At 68.2% G+C, this 20,223-nt stretch carries 10 protein-coding genes; 3 read left to right on the top strand and 7 right to left on the bottom strand.

Going from position 1 to position 20,223, the window contains the following annotated elements; genetic code table 11:
- The first annotated feature begins 170 nt into the window (after positions 1 to 170).
- The 3 genes from V7787_RS17450 (at position 171) to V7787_RS17440 (ending at position 2,641) form a co-directional block, all read left to right on the top strand.
- The gene (locus V7787_RS17450) at positions 171 to 425 is read left to right on the top strand and encodes a WGR domain-containing protein (protein ID WP_336088777.1); all 255 of its coding nucleotides are present in this window, start codon (positions 171 to 173) and stop codon (positions 423 to 425) included.
- Positions 426 to 509: 84 nt separating this feature from the next.
- Positions 510 to 1,586 (top strand): uroporphyrinogen decarboxylase, encoded by a 1,077-nt coding sequence (hemE, locus tag V7787_RS17445; protein ID WP_336088776.1) that lies wholly within the window; start codon positions 510 to 512, stop codon positions 1,584 to 1,586.
- Between the two features lie 248 nt (positions 1,587 to 1,834).
- Entirely contained in the window at positions 1,835 to 2,641 is an 807-nt protein-coding gene (locus V7787_RS17440; RefSeq protein ID WP_336088775.1) for a heparin lyase I family protein, read from the top strand.
- Positions 2,642 to 2,801: 160 nt separating this feature from the next.
- Here the strand turns inward: V7787_RS17440 and V7787_RS17435 are convergent, their stop codons facing one another.
- The 7 genes from V7787_RS17435 to V7787_RS17405 form a co-directional block, all read right to left on the bottom strand.
- On the bottom strand, positions 2,802 to 3,887 hold the full coding sequence (locus V7787_RS17435) for a ComEC/Rec2 family competence protein (RefSeq protein ID WP_336088774.1): 1,086 nt from the start codon (positions 3,885 to 3,887) through the stop codon (positions 2,802 to 2,804).
- 10 nt (positions 3,888 to 3,897) lie between these two features.
- On the bottom strand, positions 3,898 to 6,747 hold the full coding sequence (locus V7787_RS17430; protein ID WP_336088773.1) for a hypothetical protein: 2,850 nt from the start codon (positions 6,745 to 6,747) through the stop codon (positions 3,898 to 3,900).
- 39 nt (positions 6,748 to 6,786) lie between these two features.
- The gene (locus V7787_RS17425) at positions 6,787 to 7,998 is read right to left on the bottom strand and encodes a patatin-like phospholipase family protein (RefSeq protein WP_336088772.1); all 1,212 of its coding nucleotides are present in this window, start codon (positions 7,996 to 7,998) and stop codon (positions 6,787 to 6,789) included.
- Between the two features lie 190 nt (positions 7,999 to 8,188).
- Positions 8,189 to 8,689 (bottom strand): hypothetical protein, encoded by a 501-nt coding sequence (locus tag V7787_RS17420; RefSeq protein ID WP_336088771.1) that lies wholly within the window; start codon positions 8,687 to 8,689, stop codon positions 8,189 to 8,191.
- 304 nt (positions 8,690 to 8,993) lie between these two features.
- A complete protein-coding gene (locus tag V7787_RS17415) occupies positions 8,994 to 12,572 on the bottom strand; it encodes a ligand-binding sensor domain-containing protein (RefSeq protein WP_336088770.1) in 3,579 nt (1,192 codons plus the stop codon).
- An 80-nt stretch (positions 12,573 to 12,652) separates the two neighbouring features.
- Positions 12,653 to 16,207, bottom strand: a complete 3,555-nt coding sequence (locus V7787_RS17410) for a hybrid sensor histidine kinase/response regulator (protein WP_336088769.1) — start codon at positions 16,205 to 16,207, stop codon at positions 12,653 to 12,655.
- Between the two features lie 148 nt (positions 16,208 to 16,355).
- Positions 16,356 to 19,967 (bottom strand): hybrid sensor histidine kinase/response regulator, encoded by a 3,612-nt coding sequence (locus V7787_RS17405; protein ID WP_336088768.1) that lies wholly within the window; start codon positions 19,965 to 19,967, stop codon positions 16,356 to 16,358.
- Between the last annotated feature and the right edge of the window lie 256 nt (positions 19,968 to 20,223).

Raw genomic sequence — 20,223 nt, 5'->3', positions numbered from 1 at the left:
GCTGTAGGAGCTGCGCAAGCTGCGACCGCGGGGTGGCCGTTCGCGACGCCAGTGCGATGCCTCAGCCGCCCCCGGGGCGCCGCGATCGCCCCACCACCGCAACGCAGCGGCGCGCGGGCCGCGACACCGCGCCCACCCGGCCGCCCCCCGCCAGCCGCTACAATCGCCCGGTGCGCCTCCTTCTCCAACAACGGCCCGACGGCCGCGAAGCTCCGCGCTTCGTACAGCTGATGCTCCAGCCCGACTTGCTCGGCGGCTGGACCCTGGTCCGCGAAACCGGCCAGATCGGCGGCCGCAGCACGGTCCGGCGCGAGGTCTTCATGGACCACGACAGCGCCCTGGCCGCGTTGGAGCAAGCGCGCGATCAGCAGCTCAAGCGCGGCTTCCAGCTGATGTTCAGTCAAGGCGCCGAAGCGCCGCGATGACCGGCTGAGCCCCACGACCGGGCCGCAACCGCGCCCGCGCTCCCCTATTCCCTTTCCATCGAACTCACCGGCCCCAGCCCGACCATGTCCAGCCTGCCCCCGACCAACGACCGTTTCCTGCGCGCCCTGCGCCGCCAGCCCGTCGACCGCACCCCGGTGTGGCTGATGCGCCAAGCCGGCCGCTACTTGCCCGAGTACCGCGCCACCCGCGCCCAGGCCGGCAGCTTCCTCAATCTGGCCAAGAACCCGGAGCTGGCCTGCGAAGTCACCCTGCAGCCGCTGCGCCGGTTTCCGCTGGACGCGGCGATCCTGTTCTCCGACATCCTCACCGTGCCCGACGCGATGGGCCTGGGCCTGTACTTCGCCGACGGCGAAGGCCCCAAGTTCGAACGCCCGATCCGCTCGGCCGCCGACATCGACAAGCTCGGTGTGCCCGACATGGAAACCGACCTGCGCTACGTGATGGACGCGGTCCGCACCGTCCGCCGCGAGTTGAACGGCTCGGTGCCGCTGATCGGCTTCTCCGGCAGCCCGTGGACCATCGCCTGCTACATGGTCGAAGGCGGCGGCAGCGACAACTATTCCAAGGTCAAATCGCTGGCGCTCAACGACCCGGCGGCGATGCACCGCCTGCTCGGCGTGGTCACCGACGCGGTGATCGCCTACCTCAAGGCCCAGCACGCGGCCGGCGCGCAGGCCTTGCAGGTGTTCGACACCTGGGGCGGCGTGTTGTCGCCGGCGATGTACCGCGAATTCTCGCTGCGTTACCTGCAACGCATCGCCGCCGAACTGCCGCGCGGCGACGGCGAACAACGCGCGCCGCTGATTCTGTTCGGCAAGGGCAACGACCCGTACCTGGACGCGCTCGCCGCCAGCGGCGCGGAAGCGGTCGGGGTGGACTGGACCATCGGCCTGGGCGACGCCGCGCGCCGCGTCGGCGGACGCGTGGGCCTGCAGGGCAACCTCGATCCGGTGACCTTGTACGCCTCGCCCGAAGCGATCCGCGAGCAAGTGCGGATCGCGCTCGACGACTACCGCGACGGCAACGGCGGCTCGCGCGAAGGCCACGTGTTCAACCTCGGCCACGGCATGTCGCCGGACATGAGTCCGGACCACGTCGCCGCGTTGGTCGCCGCGGTGCACGAGCTCAGCGCGCGCTGAGGCAGCGGGCGGGTCGCGAACGAAAAACCGGCGCATCGCGCCGGTTTTTTTATGCCGCGAACGCCCCACTGTCACGCCCGCGGCATGACAAGCGACGCCGCGCCCGCGAAGTCTCGCCAATACGGCGGCGCATGCGCGCGCTGATAACCGATCATCATGAGAAGTCAGGCACGGAACGACAATCCGAACGCAGCGGCGGGCTGTTGGTTGTGCGAGTAGTGCAGCGCACTCATCGTCGGAGCCTCGCCATGATCCGCTTCTCCTCTGGTTTCAATCGCGCCCTCGCCGCATCCGCGCTGATCGCGGTATCGACCGCGACATCGGCGCAAACCCAAGCCTTGGATATCGGCTACGAAACCGGCAGCCACGATTCCGGTTATCCGGGCCTGATCGCGACCCACGCGTCCGCGGCGGACGCCGCCTCCATCGTGTCCGACCAACCGCGTTCGGGCCGCTTCGCCCAGGCGCACAAAGTGACCTGGCGCAATCCAGCCTACACCTCGGCCGGCGCGCCGCGCAGCGAAAGCACCGCCAGCGACGTTCGCGGCCCCGGCAACACCCTGCCCGGCCGATACGCGGCAGGCCAGCATCGTCGCTACACCTTCAGCGTGCTGCTGAAAGATTGGGAACCGTGGCTGCGTGGCCGCAGCGACGCGCCGGTGGACATCGTCTGGCAGTTCAAGCATTTCAGCGGCAGCCCGGACATGTTCGTTGGCGTGCGCCGCAACCAGATGATCCTGCGTTACGGCGACAAGCAAGCGGTGTTGGTCGAGGACGTGCGCCCCTACAACAATCGCTGGATCGATTTTCGCTTCGATGTGTACTGGGCGCGCGATCAAAGCGGCCACTTCAGCGTCGACATGCGCCTGAGCGGCCAGGCCGACTACGTGCGCAAGGTCGCCGAGCCCGCGTTCGCCACCTTCGACCCGGACAACCCGTCGCCGGCCGGCGCCATCAAATGGGGTCTGTACCGTCCCGACGCCGCGGCGGTGCCCGGCGCGGCGGCGACCCGGATCGTCTACCACGACGACATCACGGTGACCGAGTTGCCTTGAGGCATCGGGCAACGGCGCGGCCCGTATCGCGGTCGCGCCGCATCGATCTCCACCAACAAACCACGCCCGCGCTCAAACCGCGCCCCCACCCACCGTCATTCCGGCGAAAGCCGGAACCCATTTTGACTTTGCTCTCAGCCGCTCCTATCAACACCCAGAACTAAAGCTCGATCTTGAGCGAAACCTGCGCGTCGGCGCGCACATGCGCCCGATACCCATAACGCTTCTGCGCCGCCGCCAGCAACCACGGCCGGGTGAACTCGCTCTTGTAATTGAAATGCAGATGCTCCGGCTGGCCGTGCTTGATGATCCGCGCGATGCAGGCCGCATCGGGATGCTCGAATTGATCGCCGTTGCTGCTGATCAGATACGACGGCGAACGGATCAGTTCGAGCAAGGCGACGCTGGTGTTGCCCTTGCTGCCGTGATGGGCCACCTTCACCGCGTCGACTTCGATCCGCTCCACCCCGCGCTCGGCGCACAGCCGCCGCAACGAGGCGCAGACCACGTCCGGGTGCGCGTCGGCCAACAGCAACGCGCTCTTGCCGCGGTACTCGGCCAACAACGCGATGCTGCTGCCGTTGGGCGCCGCGCCGTCCTTGAGAAACTGTTCGCTCAACAATTGGTCGAGCTTGGAACTGCCGCCGAGCAGGCCTTGTTTCGGCAGGAATTTCTTCTGTCCGGCCAATACCTCCCAGGCCGCATTCAGATCGCCGGGCGAGAACTTCTTTACTTTCGTTTTCCATTGCGCGGCCATCCGCCGCAGGCTCTTCACGCTCGGCGACAGCAAGGTCAGTTCCAGGCCGCCTGGCAGCGTGCGTTTGGGCAAAGCGCCCTGGTCGGGGACGACCCAGGGTTCGGCGTCGGGATCCCAGGCCTTGGGAACACGCTCGACCAGCAGGGCGCTCAGAAATTCGGCCTGCATCGCCCCGAGGGTCTGCGCCCGCTCCATCTGCCGCCAACCGTTGAACCAGACCTCGCGCACCAGGAACGGCAGCGGTTTGTCGGCGAACAACCGCACCAGGCCTTCCACGTGATCGGCGTCGACATGGCTGAGCACGATCAGTTCGAACACCGTGTCGCCGGCCGGCATCGCCGCGATCCGCGACTGGATCCGCGGATACGTGTCGACCGGCCCGCCGTCGATCAACACCCGTCCGGTGTCGGCGCCGGTGCCGTACTCGATCCACAGGCAATCGCCATGACGCGCCGGCAGCATTTCGATGTTCAAGAACGGCTTGGGCATGGTCCGGCTCCTAGGTGAGCCGCCAATCGGCGTCGCCGAATGCGACCAGGCACAAGGCCACCAGTTGATCGTCGATCAGCGCGCGCCGCTTGGTCGCGCGCAGCACTTCGCCGAAGCTGGCGCCCGATGCCTGCGCGGTGTCCACCAGTTTGGCCACCAGGGTCGCGGCGACATCGGCGGCGTCCTTGCCCAGCACCGTGGCGATCGTGCCCAGCACCAAGGCGGCCTGATGGCGGCGGAACACCGCGACGTGGCGGGCGTAGGATTCGGTGCCGCCGGTATTGAGCGTGTCGCAGCCGAACAGGATCACCAACGGCCGCTTGGCGCCTTCGGCGAGCACGTAGGTTTCATTGATGTACACGCTCTTTTTCTGATCGCCGCCGATCTCGAGAAAGATGCCCGATCCCGAACCGCCGGCATGCGGCAAGGCCAGCAACACCACCGGCTTTTGCTCTTTCACCGCCGCAACCCATTGCTCCCACTGATCCACGCTCTTGGCCGCGCCCTTGCCCTTCCAGGCCTTGGCGACCTTGCTCTGCAAGCGTTTGCGTTCGGCCGCGGCGACGTTGTTGCTGGCCGCCAGCAGGATGTTGCCGCTGATCGACAATTCGTCGCGGCCGCCGCCTTTGAACGGTTCGGCCAGCACTTTGGCTTCGCCGACCAAGGACGCGTCCATCTGGTGGCGCTCGATCACCCGGCTGAGTCCCCACAGCCCCATCGGGCAGACGTGTTTGCCTTCGGCCTGGCTCTTCCACGCCTTGCACGAGGCATCGCACTGGCCTTTTTCCAGCGCTTTCAGCGCGTGCGGGCATAAGCTCGCGTTGTCGACGGGCGCCGGAAAATCGTAGACGAACTCCAGCGGAATCGGATCGTCCGGGCGGGTGCTGACGATCTGCATGTATTCGGCGTTGCGCAAATCCTCGGCCGCGCTGGAAGCGAACAGGTAGTCCTGGACCAGACCGTCGTACAGCACGCGGCCTTCGGTGGCCAGCTCCGACAGCAGCCGCACGCCCTCGGCGCCGCGCAGCCCCTTGGCGAAGGCCTTGCTGTCGTGCGCGACCTGGCTGATGAGCGAGTTGATCGTGGCCAGCGTCGGCCGCACCGCATCCAGAGAACGGATGTAGGCGCCGTTCTTGCCGGCCGCGGTCATGGTCGCTTTGCCGGAGGCGGCGTGATTGAGGATCAGACAGGCGTCGAAGCGGCGGCGGTCGTCCAAAGTGCCCAGACTGCGGCGCAATTCGGCCTCCACCCGCAGCATCAGCGGCGGCGCGTCGGCCGTTTCCAGCGCCGGCGGCTGCGCGTACACCTGGCATTGCAACAGCGCGGTCTGCACCACCCGGCCGCGGTGATACACCGTCACCCGTCCGCTGAACGCGCCGGCCTGGGTCGGCCGGAAAAGAAACCGGCAACGGTTGCTGGCGCCGGTGCGCGGCAAGTGCAGGCGGCCCAACATCGGCTCGGGCCACTGTCCGGGTTCGGCGAACATCACCTGCAAGGTCAGCGATTGGTCGTCGACCCACTCCAAGCGGCTTTCGTCGAACCATTCCGAGGCCTGGATCTGCGCCTCGCCGGTCGGCGCGATCAGAACATCCAGTCGGTAGTTGCGTCCGACCACCAGCCAGCGCGGCCGGTCGCGGAGGTCCGGCGCGCGCCCTCGCCGCTCGCCGACGCCGATCTGATCGAGATCGGCCTGCAGATAACGCGGCGCTTCCTCCGCGGCCAGTTCGCGCCGCGCCTCGCGGCCGGCGCGGGCGATGCTCTTGAGCGCGCTGGCGCCGCGCGACTCGGAGTCGAACGACATACTGCCGCGGCGTCCGCGCAAGGCCCGGCCCAGAGCCGGGGCCGCGGCCGTGGGCGCGATGCCGATCTGATCGGCGATCATCGCCGGATTTTCTAGACGCAGCTCCGCGGCCGGCGGCAACGCCGCCAGTTCGTTCGACAGGCTGGCGGCGAGCCCCCGCATTTTTCGCGAAGCCGGCAAGGACCCGACCATGAAATGGACCGATCCGGTGTCGGCGAACGCCCGATTGACCGCGGCCGCGTACATCGCATCGTGCGACAACTCGCGGATGAACTCATTGAGGCGGCCGCCGATCTGCTCCGGTTCGGCCGACAGCAACGACACCGCGCCGGCTTGCAGCTCCATCGCCAAGGTGCGCAAGCGATCGGACGCCTCGTTCAGATCCGTGTCCGGCGGCGCGATCAGCAACACATGGCTGGCGCGGACGCGATACGGCAACGCCAACACCCGCAGCAAGGCATCGCGCACGCCGCCGTGGAAGACCAGCAATTCCACCCGCGCGCGGTCGCGGTCGATGCACCCCAGCTCGCTGAGCTCGCGCGCGGGCCAGTCGCCGCCGAGCGCGGACAGATCCAGCGCGCCGGCCTCGTCGGCGAACCTGCTGATGCGCAGCGGCCATTGCCATTTTTCGTCGAAGCCGTCGTTGTCCAGGTTCACCGTCACCGCCGCGGCGCCGACGGCGGGATGCGAAAGCACGCGCAGCAACGCGCGGGTGTCGTGCCGGCGGCTGGGAAATACAGCGATGACGAATTCGCCGGCCACGCCGATCGCGCGCCGCCAGGCGGCCGCGGCTTCCAGCATCCGCTCGCGGTCCCAGCGCGGCCCAATTCGGGACTCGCGGAAATCCACCCGCCTGGAACTGCTGGGGAAGAACGCGGACTCGGGTGAATGGCGCAGCCCCATCGCCGCCACCGCCTGTGCATACTCCGCATCGCTCAGGCTGAGCCCGTCCTGGCCCAGCAACATGCGATCGCTCAACGCCAGCGGCTCGGCTCCGTCCGACGGCGGCTCCGGCGGATCGGCCGAAACCACGCCCGCATCTTCGACTTCATTCACCATGAGCGCACTCCCAGCCTCCGCCGCGCACCGCCGCCGCGATCACACCCCACGCGCCGGATACGGGAATCCGCCCGGCGCGGGCAATCGGCGGTTGAACCAGGCGCGCACCGAAGCATCGGCGGCGGCATAGCCCCAGTTGATCAAGCGCTCCTGCAATTCGTCCGGCTTGGCGTCCAGATCGGTCGCCACCTGCGCCAGTTCGGCGGTGCGCGCCGGCGGACACGGCAAGGGATCGCTGCAGGGGTGGGTGGCGATGCTTTGCTGGATGTCCCAAAACGCGCCGTAACGGCGCTTTTCGATCAAGGCTTGCAGCAGCAAACGCTTGCGCAAGCTCAACACCTGGTTGTCGACCAGATCCAGGCAGCGCGCGCCGATCGGCACCCAGTTCGATGAAATCTCCGCCTGGCTCGCGAAGGGTTTGCCAGCGTTGCTGACTAGCAAGGTCCGATAACGCTTGTAGCAAGTCTCAAGGCCGAGGTTGTCGTAAACGCCGCCATCGGCCAGCACCGGCGAGGTGAACGGCGGGCGTTGCAGTCCGGCGGCGGGATCGCCGCTGCCGGGGACGAAGTCGGTCGCGCTCACGCCCAGGCGGGCCGGCGCCAGAAACGGCGGGAACGCCGAAGATGCGCCGACCGCGTGGGCCAGACTCACTTTCGGCCGTTCCACCATGCCCACCCGCCAGTCGCGCATGAACGGCTTGGAGAACCGCCACAACGCGCCCGATTGCAGGTTCGATGCGTTGAACACGAAGCGCACGTCGTCGGGCAAGTCTTGCAGGGTCTTGCCGCGGAACAGCACCCGGTCGTAGACCTTGGCGACCCGGTCGTTGACCGATCCGGGCAGCACGATGTTTTTGAGCATGCTCAGCACGCCGGCCTTGGAGGTGCCGGCGATGTGGGTCGCGGCGAGCTCGCGCAGCGGCGCGATCACCGTGCGCGCGTAGGCCTCATCGAAATCGGCGGCGCTCACCGCGCGCAATTGCGGCCAGGCCAAAGCCAACGCCGCCGAGGTGATCGAGCCGCCGGAGACGCTGGAAATACGCTCCAGCGATCCGACCGTTTGCAACGCACCGTCGCTGTCGCTGCGCGCCAACGTGTGGCCGGAGAAAAATCCCCACTGCCCCAGCCGCCACAGCACGCCGGCATGGAACAACATGGCGCGGTAGCCGCCGCCGGACAAAGCGATGGCCACGCCTTCGACGACCTCGGATGAGGATGCCGAATCTTCCGTGATCGGTTCGATAGCTCGCACGCGAGTCCCTTCCCGGTTGGGCTCGATGAGAACAACGCGCTACGCCGCCGCGACCGGACAGGCGCCGCTCGGCGGCGCCGAAACGCTGCTTGCGCTTCGAAAAAAAACAACCGGCGCTAACGCCGGTTGTTTCCGTGCGGGCCTTGCCCGGGCTGTTCGCCGGGCGACCGCGATGAGCGCCTCGGGCCGCTCAGGGATTCCAGCAATTGGCCGGCTGGCTGTCGATGTACGCCCAGAAACGGGTGGTGCTGTCGATATTGCCGTAGGCGTAACCGTACCAACTGAAATGGCCGTGTCCGGCGATCTTGTAGCCCGGACCCAGTTCGGCGCGGCAGACCGCGTTGGCGTCGGCCAGGCTGGTCATCGAATCGCCACGCACCGCGCGGGTCAGGGCGATGTTGCCGCGGCCCCAGGAATTGTAGAAATCGGTGGTGACGCCGGCGGGCACCGGCGAGCCGTCTTCTTTCACGCACAGCACCGGCAGCCGCGTCGAGCACACGGTATCGCCGACATAGGGTTCGCACTCGTTGGCGCCGTTGCTGTAGCCGCAACCGATGTGATCCACGCCGATCGGCAAATGGCTGACCTTGCGCCAGGTCAGTCCCTTGCCGCCGGCGGCGACGGCGGACAAGGCCGTGGAAGCGGCGACGACGGCGAGCAAGACCACGGCAAGCGATTTCGTTCGTTCCATACTTCACCTTCCTTATGTCTGAGTGGCGCGCGCCGACGGCGCGCGGACATCGGGCTCCGATGCTTCGATGTCGCGGCCACGCTAGCGCTGCCGTCGCGGCGCGCAAGCACGCTTGTTAGCGCGTGTGTGAAAACGCGAGCGACGACACATCGGCAGCTGAAGCTGCGTGATGGCAATCACGCGCCTTCTGCGTTGGGCGACTGAAGGCGTACAGAAAAGTCGTGCGCGCTGTGTGTATTTGCGCGAACGCGTCGGGCCTGTGCGCCCCGAACGGCGCGGCGATCGCTCGCCGCGATAACCGACCTCACTGCGAGGTCGGCGGCGCGTTGACCAGATTGATCGCCTCGCCGAGCATCGCGCCGGTGACCGGCTTGCGCAGGAACAGATCGAACCCCGCCGCGACGGCCTGCGGTTCGGCATCGGCGTCGGCACGCGCGGTCACCGCGATCAGCGGCGCGGCAAACCCTTGAATGCGCAACTGACGGGCCAGATCCAGGCCGTTGATGCCGGGCAAATCCAGATCCAACAAAGCGATATCGAAACGCGCCGTCGCCACTTCCGCCAACGCGGCCAGACCGTTGCCGACATGGGTCACACGATGGCCCTGCACGCGCAGCAAACCGGCGATGACCTCGGCGACGGTGGGATCGTCTTCGACCAAAAGCACAGCCCGCGGCCCCACCTGAAAGCCACGCAAACCACGCTCCGGCGTTGACCCCCCAACCGCCCGCGCCCCCTGCTCCGAAACCTCCGCCACCTCCAACGGCAAATCGAACACAAACCGCGCCCCCTGCCCCGGTTCGCTGTACACCGCGATATGCCCCTCCATCGCCGCGGCCAGTTCCTGACTGATCGCCAAGCCCAAACCGCTGCCGCCGTAACGCGCCGCGGTGCGCGCGCCCTCGGCTTGCTCGAAACGGCGGAACAGCCGCAGCTTTTGTTCTTCGTTGAGGCCCGGACCGGTATCGGCCACTTCGAAACGCACGCCCTGCGGAGTCAGACGTTCCACGCGCAGGCTGACGCTGCCGACTTCGGTGAACTTGATCGCGTTGCCGAGCAGGTTGAGCAGGATCTGACAGACCCGGCTGCCGTCGCCGCGCAAACCGCGCGGCACGTTGGCCGCCACGATCACTTCGAAGTTCAAGCCGCGCTGCTGCGCCAGCGGCCGCATCAAGTCGGCGGCCTGATCGACCATCGCGCGCAGATCGAAGGGTTCGGCGGCCAGCTCCAGGCGGCCCGATTCGATCCGGGCCAGGTCCAGCGCGTCGTTGACCAACCGCAAGAGGTGTTCGCCGGCGCGACGAATAGAATCGGTGTACCCCCGCTGCTTCTGATCCAACGCCGTATCCAGCAACAACTCGCTCATGCCCAACACGCCCGTCATCGGCGTGCGCACCTCATGCCCCAGCGTCGCCAGGAACCGGGTCTTGGCCAACGAGGCCTGCTTGGCCACTTCGCGTTCGTGCTCGGCGCGCTGCCAGGCCAGACGCCGCTGCAACCGGTTGCGATGCGCCACCAACACCCAGGCCAGCAGCAACAGCAGCAGCGCGACCAGACCCAGCACCGCCCACCAACTCCACCACCACGGCGAGTCCACGTGCAGCTCGATGACCTGGATCGGCGACCACACGTTGTCGGCGGTCTTGGCCATCACCTGCAGGCGGTAGTCGCCCGGCGATAGCTGCGAGAACACGCGCTCGCCGCTGGAGCCGGCTTCGACCCAGCCGGGATCGTAGTTGCTCAGCCGGAACCGATAACGATTGGTCTGGGCGTTGTTGAACGACAGCAGCCGCGCGACGATGCGCAGATCGCGATCGCCGTCGGCGACGACCACCTTGGGCACCCGTCCCGGCACGGCTTTGCGCCGATCGGGGTCTTCGGTGGGAAAGAAAATCTTTTGATTGCCGCGACGCACCTCGATGCTTTCCACGATCAGCGTCGGCGCCTCGCGGATCGGCCGCACCATCGCCGGATCGAACAGCACCAAACCCTCGGGGCTGCCGATCAGCAGGCGGCCGTCGCCGGGACGCGGCACCGGCGCGCGCGAAAACTCCTGGCTCGGCAAGCCGTCCTTGACCCCGTACACCCGCGCGGTGTGGGCGAACGGATCCACCCGCACCAGTCCGCGCTTGGTGGTCATCCACACCAGACCGTTGGCGTCGACGCTGAGGCCGCGCACTTCCGCGCCCGGCAAGCCGTCGCTCGCGTCCATACCGAACTCGCGGCGCAGGCGCGTGCCGTCCCAGCGGTAAGCGTCGAGCGTGCCGGAGCCGCCGATCCACAGGCGTTCACGGCCGTCGAAGACGAAACTCTGCACCACCGCGCCGGGCGCCAGGCCCGACACGGCCGCGAAGTGGCGTTGGCGCGCGTCCCAGCGCAGCAGCCGGGAGCCGGCGGCCAGCCACAACTCGCCGTCGGGGCCGTGACCGCTCTGCGGCGACGCCATGTTCTCCGGCAATCCGCGCTCGCCCGGGCGCACCGTCTCGCGCACCCGGCCGTCTTCGTCGCGCGCCTGCATCACCCCGGTGCCGCCGATCAGCCAGATCAGTCCGTCGCACTCGATCAGATAGACATCGCCTTCGGCCATCGGATCGGCGCCGCGATCCATGCGCCAGGTGCGCATGGCGCGGGTCGCCGGATCGATCCGGACCAAGCCTCTGTAGAAAGTCACCCAGACCCGGCCGCGGCGATCGCTGATCACATCGTGGGGAATGATGTTGTCGCTGAAACCCTTGGCGAAATGTTCGACCGCTCCGGTCTCCGGATCGAGCTTGTCGAGCACCCCGCCGCTGCCGACCAGCCACATGTCGCCGTCGCTGGCCGGCGCGATGCCGCGCACGTCGCCGTTGCCGATCGAAACCGGATCGTCCACGCGCCGGATCAACACCGAGAACTGGCGCCAGTTCGGCGGCAAGTACCACAGTCCCTGGCCGCTGCTGCCGAACCACAGTCCGCCGTCGCGATCCTCGTACGCGCTGGTCCAGTTCGGCCGCACCAGACCTTGGCTGGTGGCGCTGAACAAGGGCACCACTTCGATGCCGGCTTCGCCGCCCACGCCCAGACCTTGCGGCAGATCGAACCAGTACTGGCCGGTGCGGTCGCGGTGCAGCACGCTCAACACCCGGAACTTGGGCGCGAACGCCGACCAGGGATTGGCGTGGTAGCGCCCGTCGGGCCGGCGCACACTGGCGCCGACGCTGGCGCCGGCGCCGAACCAGACGGTGCCGTCGCGCTCGAAGCTGAGCGAATTGAGCATCTCCGGCTGAAGCACGCCTTCGGGCACGCGCTCGAAATCCTTGCCGGTCCAGTGCGCGGCGCCGCTGCGGGTAGCCACCCACAGCACGCCGTCGGAGGCCACGCCGAGCGCGATCACCGCTTCGCCGGGCAAGCTGCGCGGATCGCCCGCGCGCGGCATGAAGCGTTGCACCCGGCCGTCTTCGCTCATGCGGTACAGGCCGCCGCTCTGGGTGCCGAACCACAGCGCGCCGTCGGGCGTGGAGGTGATCGACCAGATGCAGTCGTCGGTGAGGCCGGGCGTGTTGCGGCGATCGAAATAGGTCCAGCGCTTGCGTTGCGGATCGAGCATCGCCAGGCCCGCTGTGTCGGTGCCGATCCAGACCCGGTTGCGCGCGTCCACGTGCACCGCCCAGAGCAAGTTGTCGCGCAGGCCTTGTTCGCGCTGCCAGATCCGGTAGCCGGTGCCGTCGTAACGGGCCAGGCCTTCGCTGGTGGCGATCCACAAATAGCCGTGACGGTCTTCGGCGATGCGGCTGATGGTGTTGGACGGCAAGCCGTCGGCGACGGTGAGCTGGCGCGGGCGCGGGGTTTCCGGCAAGCCGGCCAACGCGGGCGCCGAGATCAGCCACAGCCAAACGCAATACATCAGCGCGATCCAACAACGCCACGCCCAAGACCGCCGCGCGGACGGCGACGGACGCGATTGCATGGCGGCGGCCGCGGCCATTATTCGGCGTCCGCCTGCGCCAGCGCGTTGTCGATCGCCTCGGCCAGCATCGCGCCGGTGACCGGCTTGCGCAGGAAGCGGTCGAAACCGGCGGCGAGCGCCTGCGGTTCGGCGTCGGCGTCGGCGCGCGCGGTCACCGCGATCAACGGCTGGGCGAAACCCTGCGCGCGCAATTGCCGGGCCAGATCCAGACCGTTGATGCCGGGCAAGTCCAGATCCAGCAGCGCCAGATCGAAACGCGCGGTCACCGTCTCGGCCAGCGCGGCCAGACCGTTGGCGACGTGGGTCACCCGATGGCCCTGCGCGCGCAGCAAGCCGGCGATGACCTCGGCGACGGTGGCGTCGTCTTCGACCAAAAGCAAAGCCAACACCCTCCCCTGCAAGCCACGCAAAACAGGCTCCGGCGTTGAAACCTCAGCCACCGGCGGCGGCTCCGCTCCCGGCAACGGCAGATCCAAAACGAACCGCGCACCTTGCCCGGCTTGGCTGAACACCGCCACCTGCCCATCCATCGCCGCGGCCAGTTCCTGGCAGATCGCCAACCCCAAACCGCTGCCGCCGTAACGCGCCGCGGTGCGCGCGCCTTCGGCTTGTTCGAAGCGGCGGAACAGCCGCGCCTTTTGTTCTTCGTTGAGCCCGGGGCCGGTGTCGGACACTTCGAAACGCACGCCCTGCGGCGCCAGCGCGTCCACCCGCAAACCGACCCGGCCGTGCTCGGTGAACTTGATCGCGTTGCCGAGCAGGTTGAGCAGAATCTGGCAGACCCGGCTGGGATCGCCGCGCAACCCCAGCGGCGCGCTCGCGGCGACCTCGACTTCGAACGCCAGCCCGCGCTGACGCGCCAGCGGCCGCATCAGGCTGGCGGCTTCCTCGACCAGCGCGCGCAAATCGAACGCGCGGCTCTCCAGTTCCAGCTTGCCCGATTCGATCCGGGCCAGATCCAGGGCGTCGTTGACCAACCGCAACAGGTGCTCGCCCGCGCGCCGGATCGACTCGGTGTAACCGCGTTGCTTTTCGTCCAGCGGCGTATCCAGCAACAACTCGCTCATCCCCAGCACGCCGGTCATCGGCGTGCGCACCTCATGCCCCAGCGTAGCCAGGAACCGGGTCTTGGCTTCGGAGGCCTGTTCGGCGACCTCGCGCTTGTGCACCGCCAACTGCCACGCGCTGCGCCGGCCCAGGCGCCGCCGATAGGCGATCGCGCCGATCGCCAGCACCAGCACCCCCAGCAGCGAGAACACGATCTGCGCACCGGTGGAACGCCACCACGGCGGCTTGACATGCAGCGCGAACGACACCGGTTCCGACCAGATGCCGTCGGCGCCGGCAGCCTTGACCAGCAATCGGTATTCGCCCGGATCCAGCCGCGAAAACACCCGTTCGCCGTTGGCGCGCTGCTCGATCCAGTCCGGATCGTAGCCTTCCAGCTTGAACCGGTAGACGTGCGAACGCGGGTCCAGGAACGACATCAAGCGCGCGACGATGCGCAGATCGCGGTCGTCGGACTCCAGTTGCACCAAGCCCCGATCCGGCACCAGGGACCACTCGTCTTCCTCGCGCCGCGCGCTGAGGCTTTCCAAGGTCACCCGCGGCGGCCGCGCGCCGGGGAACGCCGTGTCCAGATCGAACAGCACCACCCCGTCCAACGACAGCGCCGCGGCCACACCGTCGGCGTTGCGGTGCGGCGAGGTGCGGGTGAGTTCGACATTGGGAATGCCGTCGCCCAGGCCGAACAAACGCAGGCGCTTGGCATCGGCCGAAACCATCAACAGGCCGCGGGTGGTGGTCGCCCACACCGTGCCGTTGCGGCTGACCAGCAAGCCGGAGACGTTGGTGTCGGGGTAATCGGCGGTGTTGTCGATGCGGCGCTCAAGCGTGAGCTTGCCGCCTTGCCAGCGATACGCTTCCAGCGCACCGCTGCGGGCGACCCACAAGCGTTGCGGGCCGGCGAAACTCATCGCCTGGATGTCGCCGATCGCGCCGCCGGGCACGGGCACGAATCCCTCGCCATTCCAGCGCTGCAGGCCGGCGCCGCCGGCGAACCAAGGCTGCCCGTCAGGGCCGGGCCGCAGCGTCGCCCAACTGGTCAGGAAGCCGGCGCTGGCGAACACCTTCTCGACATCGCCCGCGGGCAAGACTTCGCCCTGCGCGTTGTAACGCCGCACCGAACCGTCGGAGAACCACAGCCACAAACCGCCGTCGGGCAGTTCGTGCAGAAACCACACCGTCGCGCCCAGGTCGGCGCTGCCGGGCGTGAACGGCCAACGCCGCGCTTGCCCGGTTTTCGGATCGAACAGACTCAAGCCGGAGGAATGGCCGATCCACAACGTGCCGTCGGCGCGCGCGAACAGCGTGTGCATCCACTTCAGGCCCAGCCCGCGGCTGTCGGCGACCGGTTCCAACTCGCCGCTGCCGGCGCGCAGCCGGTACAGATCGGTGGCGGTGAGCATCCAGAAACCGCCTTCGCCGTCGGGGGCGAGGTCGCGCGCGTCGAGCCGGTCGATGCGGCTGCCGCCGACCGAGGTGACCGAAGCGAAGCGGTTCCAGTCCGGCGGCAAATACACCAGACCTTGCGAGTACGTGACGAACCAGATGCCGCCTTCCTCATCGCGCAACATCTGCATCAGTCCGCTGCGGCGATCCCACAGGCCGTCGCCGGCATCGTCCTGCAGCAGGCGCACGTTGTCGTCGGCGTCGATGCGGTACAAACCGGCGGTGGTGCCGATCCAGCGCCCGCCCGACAGGTCGCTGACCACGATGGCGTTGGTGGCGTCCTCGCCCAGGGTCCACGGCGCCGGGCTGATGCGGTCGTCCACGCTGAGCCGGTACAGACCGCGCTGAGTGCCGACCCAGATCGAGCCGTCGGCGTCCTGCGACAACTCGCCGATGCGCACGCCGGCGGTTTCGTCGCGTCCGATCGGGGCGAAGCGGTCGTTCTCGAACCGGGCCAGACCGTTCAAGGTGCCGACCAGCAAGCGGCCGCGCGGATCGGCCAGCAACGCGGTGACCGGACCGCGCGGCAGCCGCGCGCCGGCGCCGACGCCGGGCACGAAGCGCCGCACGTTCTTGGCGTCGGCGGAGATCCGGCACATGTGGCCGTCGTAGGTCGCCGTCCAGATATTGCCGTCGGGCGTGCCGGTGAGATAGGAAACGTTGTCGGTGCACGGCGCATCGGCGCCTTCGAAGGACACCCGGACGAATTCCTTGCGGTCGGCGCCCAGATAGCTCAAGCCGTCGCGGCTGGCCACCCAGATGCGATCGCCGGCGTCGATGTAGATGTCTTCGAGCATGTTGTCGGGCAGCGAACCGCTCAGCCCGATGGTGTGGCGCCACAGCGCGAACTCGACGCCGTCGTAACGCGCCAGGCCGTCTTCGCTGGCGATCCACAGATAGCCCTGATGGTCCATCTCCATCGCCACGACCGACTTGGGCAAGCCTTGTTCCTGCCCGAACCGGCGGAAACGCGGAGTCTCCGGCAGGCGCGCCATCGCCTCGGTGGCGAACTGCGCGCAACACAGCAGCAACAGGAGCAGACACCAACTACGTCCCAACACGGACTCCTCCTGGGCCGCGAGCGATTCTCTCCCGGTAAAGCCGGTGCGCTATCGTCGCAACGGCTCCCCCCGGGCGCAAGCGCGGAGCGGGCGCGGGCCGTTCAGCGTCGGGCGGCAACGGTACGGGTTTGCGCAATTGCGCCTCGGGTCACGGACCTGGACCCGGGGAGGTCGCGTCGGCGGCGCTCTCGGCGATCTCGCGCAAGACCTCGGCCAGCATCGCGCCGGTCACCGGTTTGCGCAGGAAACGGTCGAAGCCGGCCGCGCTGGCCTGCGGCTCGGCATCGGCGTCGGCGCGCGCGGTCACCGCCACCAGCGGCTGGGTGAAGCCTTGCGCGCGCAACTGCCGGGCCAGATCCAGGCCGTTGATGCCGGGCAAGTCCAGATCGAGCAAGGCCAGATCGAACGGCGCGGTCGCGGTTTCGGCCAGCGCGGCCAAACCGTTGGCGACGTGGCTGACCCGATGGCCCTGCGCGCGCAGCAGGCCGGCGATGACTTCGGCGACGGTGGGATCGTCTTCGACCAAAAGCACAGCCCGCGGCCCAACCTGCAAGCCACGCAAGCCAGGCTCCGGCGTTGAACCCGCCACCGCCTGCGGAACCTCAGCCACCGCCAACGGCAAATCGAACACGAACCGCGCGCCCTGCCCCGGCTCGCTGAACACCGCGATCTGCCCCTCCATCGCCGCGGCCAGCTCCTGGCTGATCGCCAAGCCCAACCCGCTACCGCCATAACGCGCCGCGGTGCGCGCGCCCTCGGCCTGCTCGAAGCGGCGGAACAAGCGCGCCTTCTGTTCTTCGTTGAGGCCCGGGCCGGTATCGGCCACTTCGAAACGCACGCCCTGCGGGCTCAGCGCTTCGACCAGCAAACTGACCTTGCCGTGCTCGGTGAACTTGATCGCGTTGCCGAGCAGATTGAGCAGAATCTGGCAGACCCGGCTGCCGTCGCCGCGCAAACCGTGCGGCGCGTTGGCGGCCATGCGCACTTCGAAACCCAGACCGCGTTGCTGCGCCAGCGGCCGCATCAAGTCGGCGGCCTGATCGACCATCGCGCGCAGGTCGAACGGCTCGGCCGCCAGTTCCAGGCGGCCCGATTCGATCCGGGCCAGGTCCAGCGCGTCGTTGACCAACCGCAACAGGTGTTCGCCAGCGCGGCGAATAGATTCCGTGTACCCCCGCTGCTTCTGATCCAGCGGCGTATCCAGCAACAACTCGCTCATCCCCAACACGCCGGTCATCGGCGTGCGCACCTCATGCCCCAGCGTCGCCAGGAACCGGGTCTTGGCCAGCGAAGCCTGCTTGGCCACTTCGCGTTCGTGTTCGGCGCGCTGCCAGTTCAAACGGCGCGCCAGCCGGCGCCGATACGCCATCGTGCCGCCCCAGGCCGCCAACACCAGCAATCCGAGCAAGGCCGCCAACGCCGGCGGCGTGCGCCACCACGGCGGACGCACATTGAATTCCAGCTTGCGCGCATCGGCGACGTTGCCGTTGGCGTCCATCGCCCGCGCTTGCATCACGTAATTGCCCGGCGGCAGGCCCGCGAACACCCGCTCGCCGCTGTCGCCGACCGCGACCCAGTCGTTGTCGTAGCCGTCCAGGCGGGTGTAGTAGCGGTTGGATTGCGGATCGTCGAACGACAGCAAACGCATCTGCACGCGCATTTCGCGATCGTCCGGGGCCAGGCTCGGCAACCCGGAATAGCGCGAGGCGCCTTCCGAACCCGACACCTGCGGTTTGTTCTGCAACGGCAGCGGCACCCAGCGGCCGTGCCGGCGCACATCCAACTGATGCCAGACCAGACGCGGCTGACGCGGCGGCGGATCGGCCAGGGCGGTATCGATCAGCACCACGCTGCCGTCCGACAGCGACGCGGCGAGCACGCCGTCGCGGGTCAGCACCGAGGCGCGGCGCAGGAACTCCTGGCTGCTCATGCCGTCCTGCACGCCAAAGCGGCGCAGCCGGCGCTGCTTGGGATCCCAGCGGAACAGGCCGCGCGAGGTCGGCAGCCAGATCCGGCCGATCCGGTCGCGGAACAGCGCGGTGCCTTCCACCGCGGGAATCCCGTCTTCCACTCCAACCCTGGTTTCCAGCGTCCAACGCCCGTTCTGGCGCAGGTAGTGTTCCAGACCGTTCAAGCGTTGCAGCCACAGACTGTCGGAGGTTTCGAACACGAAACCGAACACCCGGTCCGCCGGCAGGCCCGGCGCCTTGCGCATGACGTTGCTGGCCGCGTCGCGGCGCAACAGGCCGTCGCCCGACGCGATCCACAACGCGCCGTCGGGAGCGAAACCGATCGCGTCGAAATCGGCGTTGCCGATGCCCTGGCGGTCGCCGGCGGCGATGGTGGTCAGCACCTTGCCGCTGTCGGGATCGCGCTGTTGCAGGCCTTGGGTGAGGTAGGAAATCCACAGCGTGCCGTCGGGCGCGATCTCCATCCGGTTGGGTTCGCCGGGCATCACCGGATCGGGCGTGTCGGCGCTCCAATCGCGCCAGACGCCGGACGGATCCAGCCGCACCAGGTTGTTGCGGCTGGTGGCGATCCACAGCCGGCCTTGGCGGTCTTCGATCGCGGTGTTGGGCAGCCCGCCCTTGCCCATCGCATCGTGCGGGCCGTCGCTGACCGGTTCGACCGTGCCGTCCATGCCCAGGCGCTCGATTTCGCCGCGCGCGCCGAGCAACCAGAAACCGCCGCGCGCGGCCGGAGTCAGCGCGGTGTACAGCTCGCTGCTGAGGCTGCCGCGCTCGCGCGAGTACTGGGCGATACGGCGCCAATCCGAACGCAGATAGCCCACGCCCACGCCGGCCAGCGGGAACCAGAACGAGCCGTCGTCCTGGCCGACGATCTGCAGCACCGGCCGCGCAGGCCGCGCCGGACCCAACGGCATCGGCAGCGGCACCGCGTTGGGCGCGGCGCGCCAGATGCTGCGCTGGGTGCCGAGCCAGAAGTTGCCGCCGCTGTCCGGCGCCATGGTCAGCACCGCATTGAGATTGCCGAACATCACCGAATAATCGGGATTGTTCCAGCGGCCGTCGCGCTCGCGCCGATACAGCCCGGTCTTCGTACCGACCCACAGCTGATCGCCGCTGGGCGTGACCGAGAACACCCACGGCGCCGGATCCTCGCCGGGCACGGCGATGCGTTCGAAATCGCTGCCGGTCCAGCGCGCCAGGCCCTTGAAGGTGCCGATCCACAACTCGCCGCGCGCGTCGAAACTCAACGACAGCACCGTGTCCGACGGCAGGCTGCGCGGATCGCCGTCCTTGGGCATGAAGCGCACGATCCGGCCGTTGCGGTCGAGCCGGTGCAGGCCGCCGCCGTAGGTGCCGAACCAGATCTCGCCGTTGCGGCTGGCCACGGCGAAAGTGTCGTCGCTGCCGATCTGCGGATGCTCGGCGCGGCGGTAGTGGACGAAGCCGTTGCGCTGCGCGTCCATCATGCTCAGACCGCGGCCCTCGGCCGAGACCCAGATGCGGTCGCGGTCGTCGACGGTGACCAGAGTCAGGTCGTTGCCGGGCAGCGAGGCCGGATCGTCCGGCATGTGCCGCCACACTTTCATGCCGATGCCGTCGTAACGCGCCAACCCGTCGGTGGTGGCAAGCCACAAATAACCTGCATGGTCGAATGCCATGCCGTTGATCTTGCTCGACGGCAGCCCGTCGGCGACACCGATGATGCGCGCTCGCGGTGCCTCGGGCACGCCGGCGCCGGCCGCAAACGGCACCCAGGCGCACAAGCAGGCGCATAACAGCGTTCGCAGCATCCCGATCCCTCTTCCCATGAAACATGCTGTCCTAGCAGGCCGTTGCGGCGGCAAACGGCGGCCGCACATGACGCTCCGCTGACATTGGCCTGACCGCAAGCTGGCCACCGCCTGACCATCCGGCAATGCGCGCCCCCCGCCTTTCCCCATGCACTAGGCTCGGCGAATCGGCCCTGCGAGGCAAGTCACGGAACTTGTGCCCCGCAGCGGCCGTCGGTTTCCGGTCGATCCACACGCGGGACGGACCGCCGAAACG

The sequence above is a fragment of the Pseudomonas sp. CGJS7 genome, from assembly GCF_036961695.1.
This window is presented reverse-complemented; position numbering and strand designations above follow the sequence as displayed.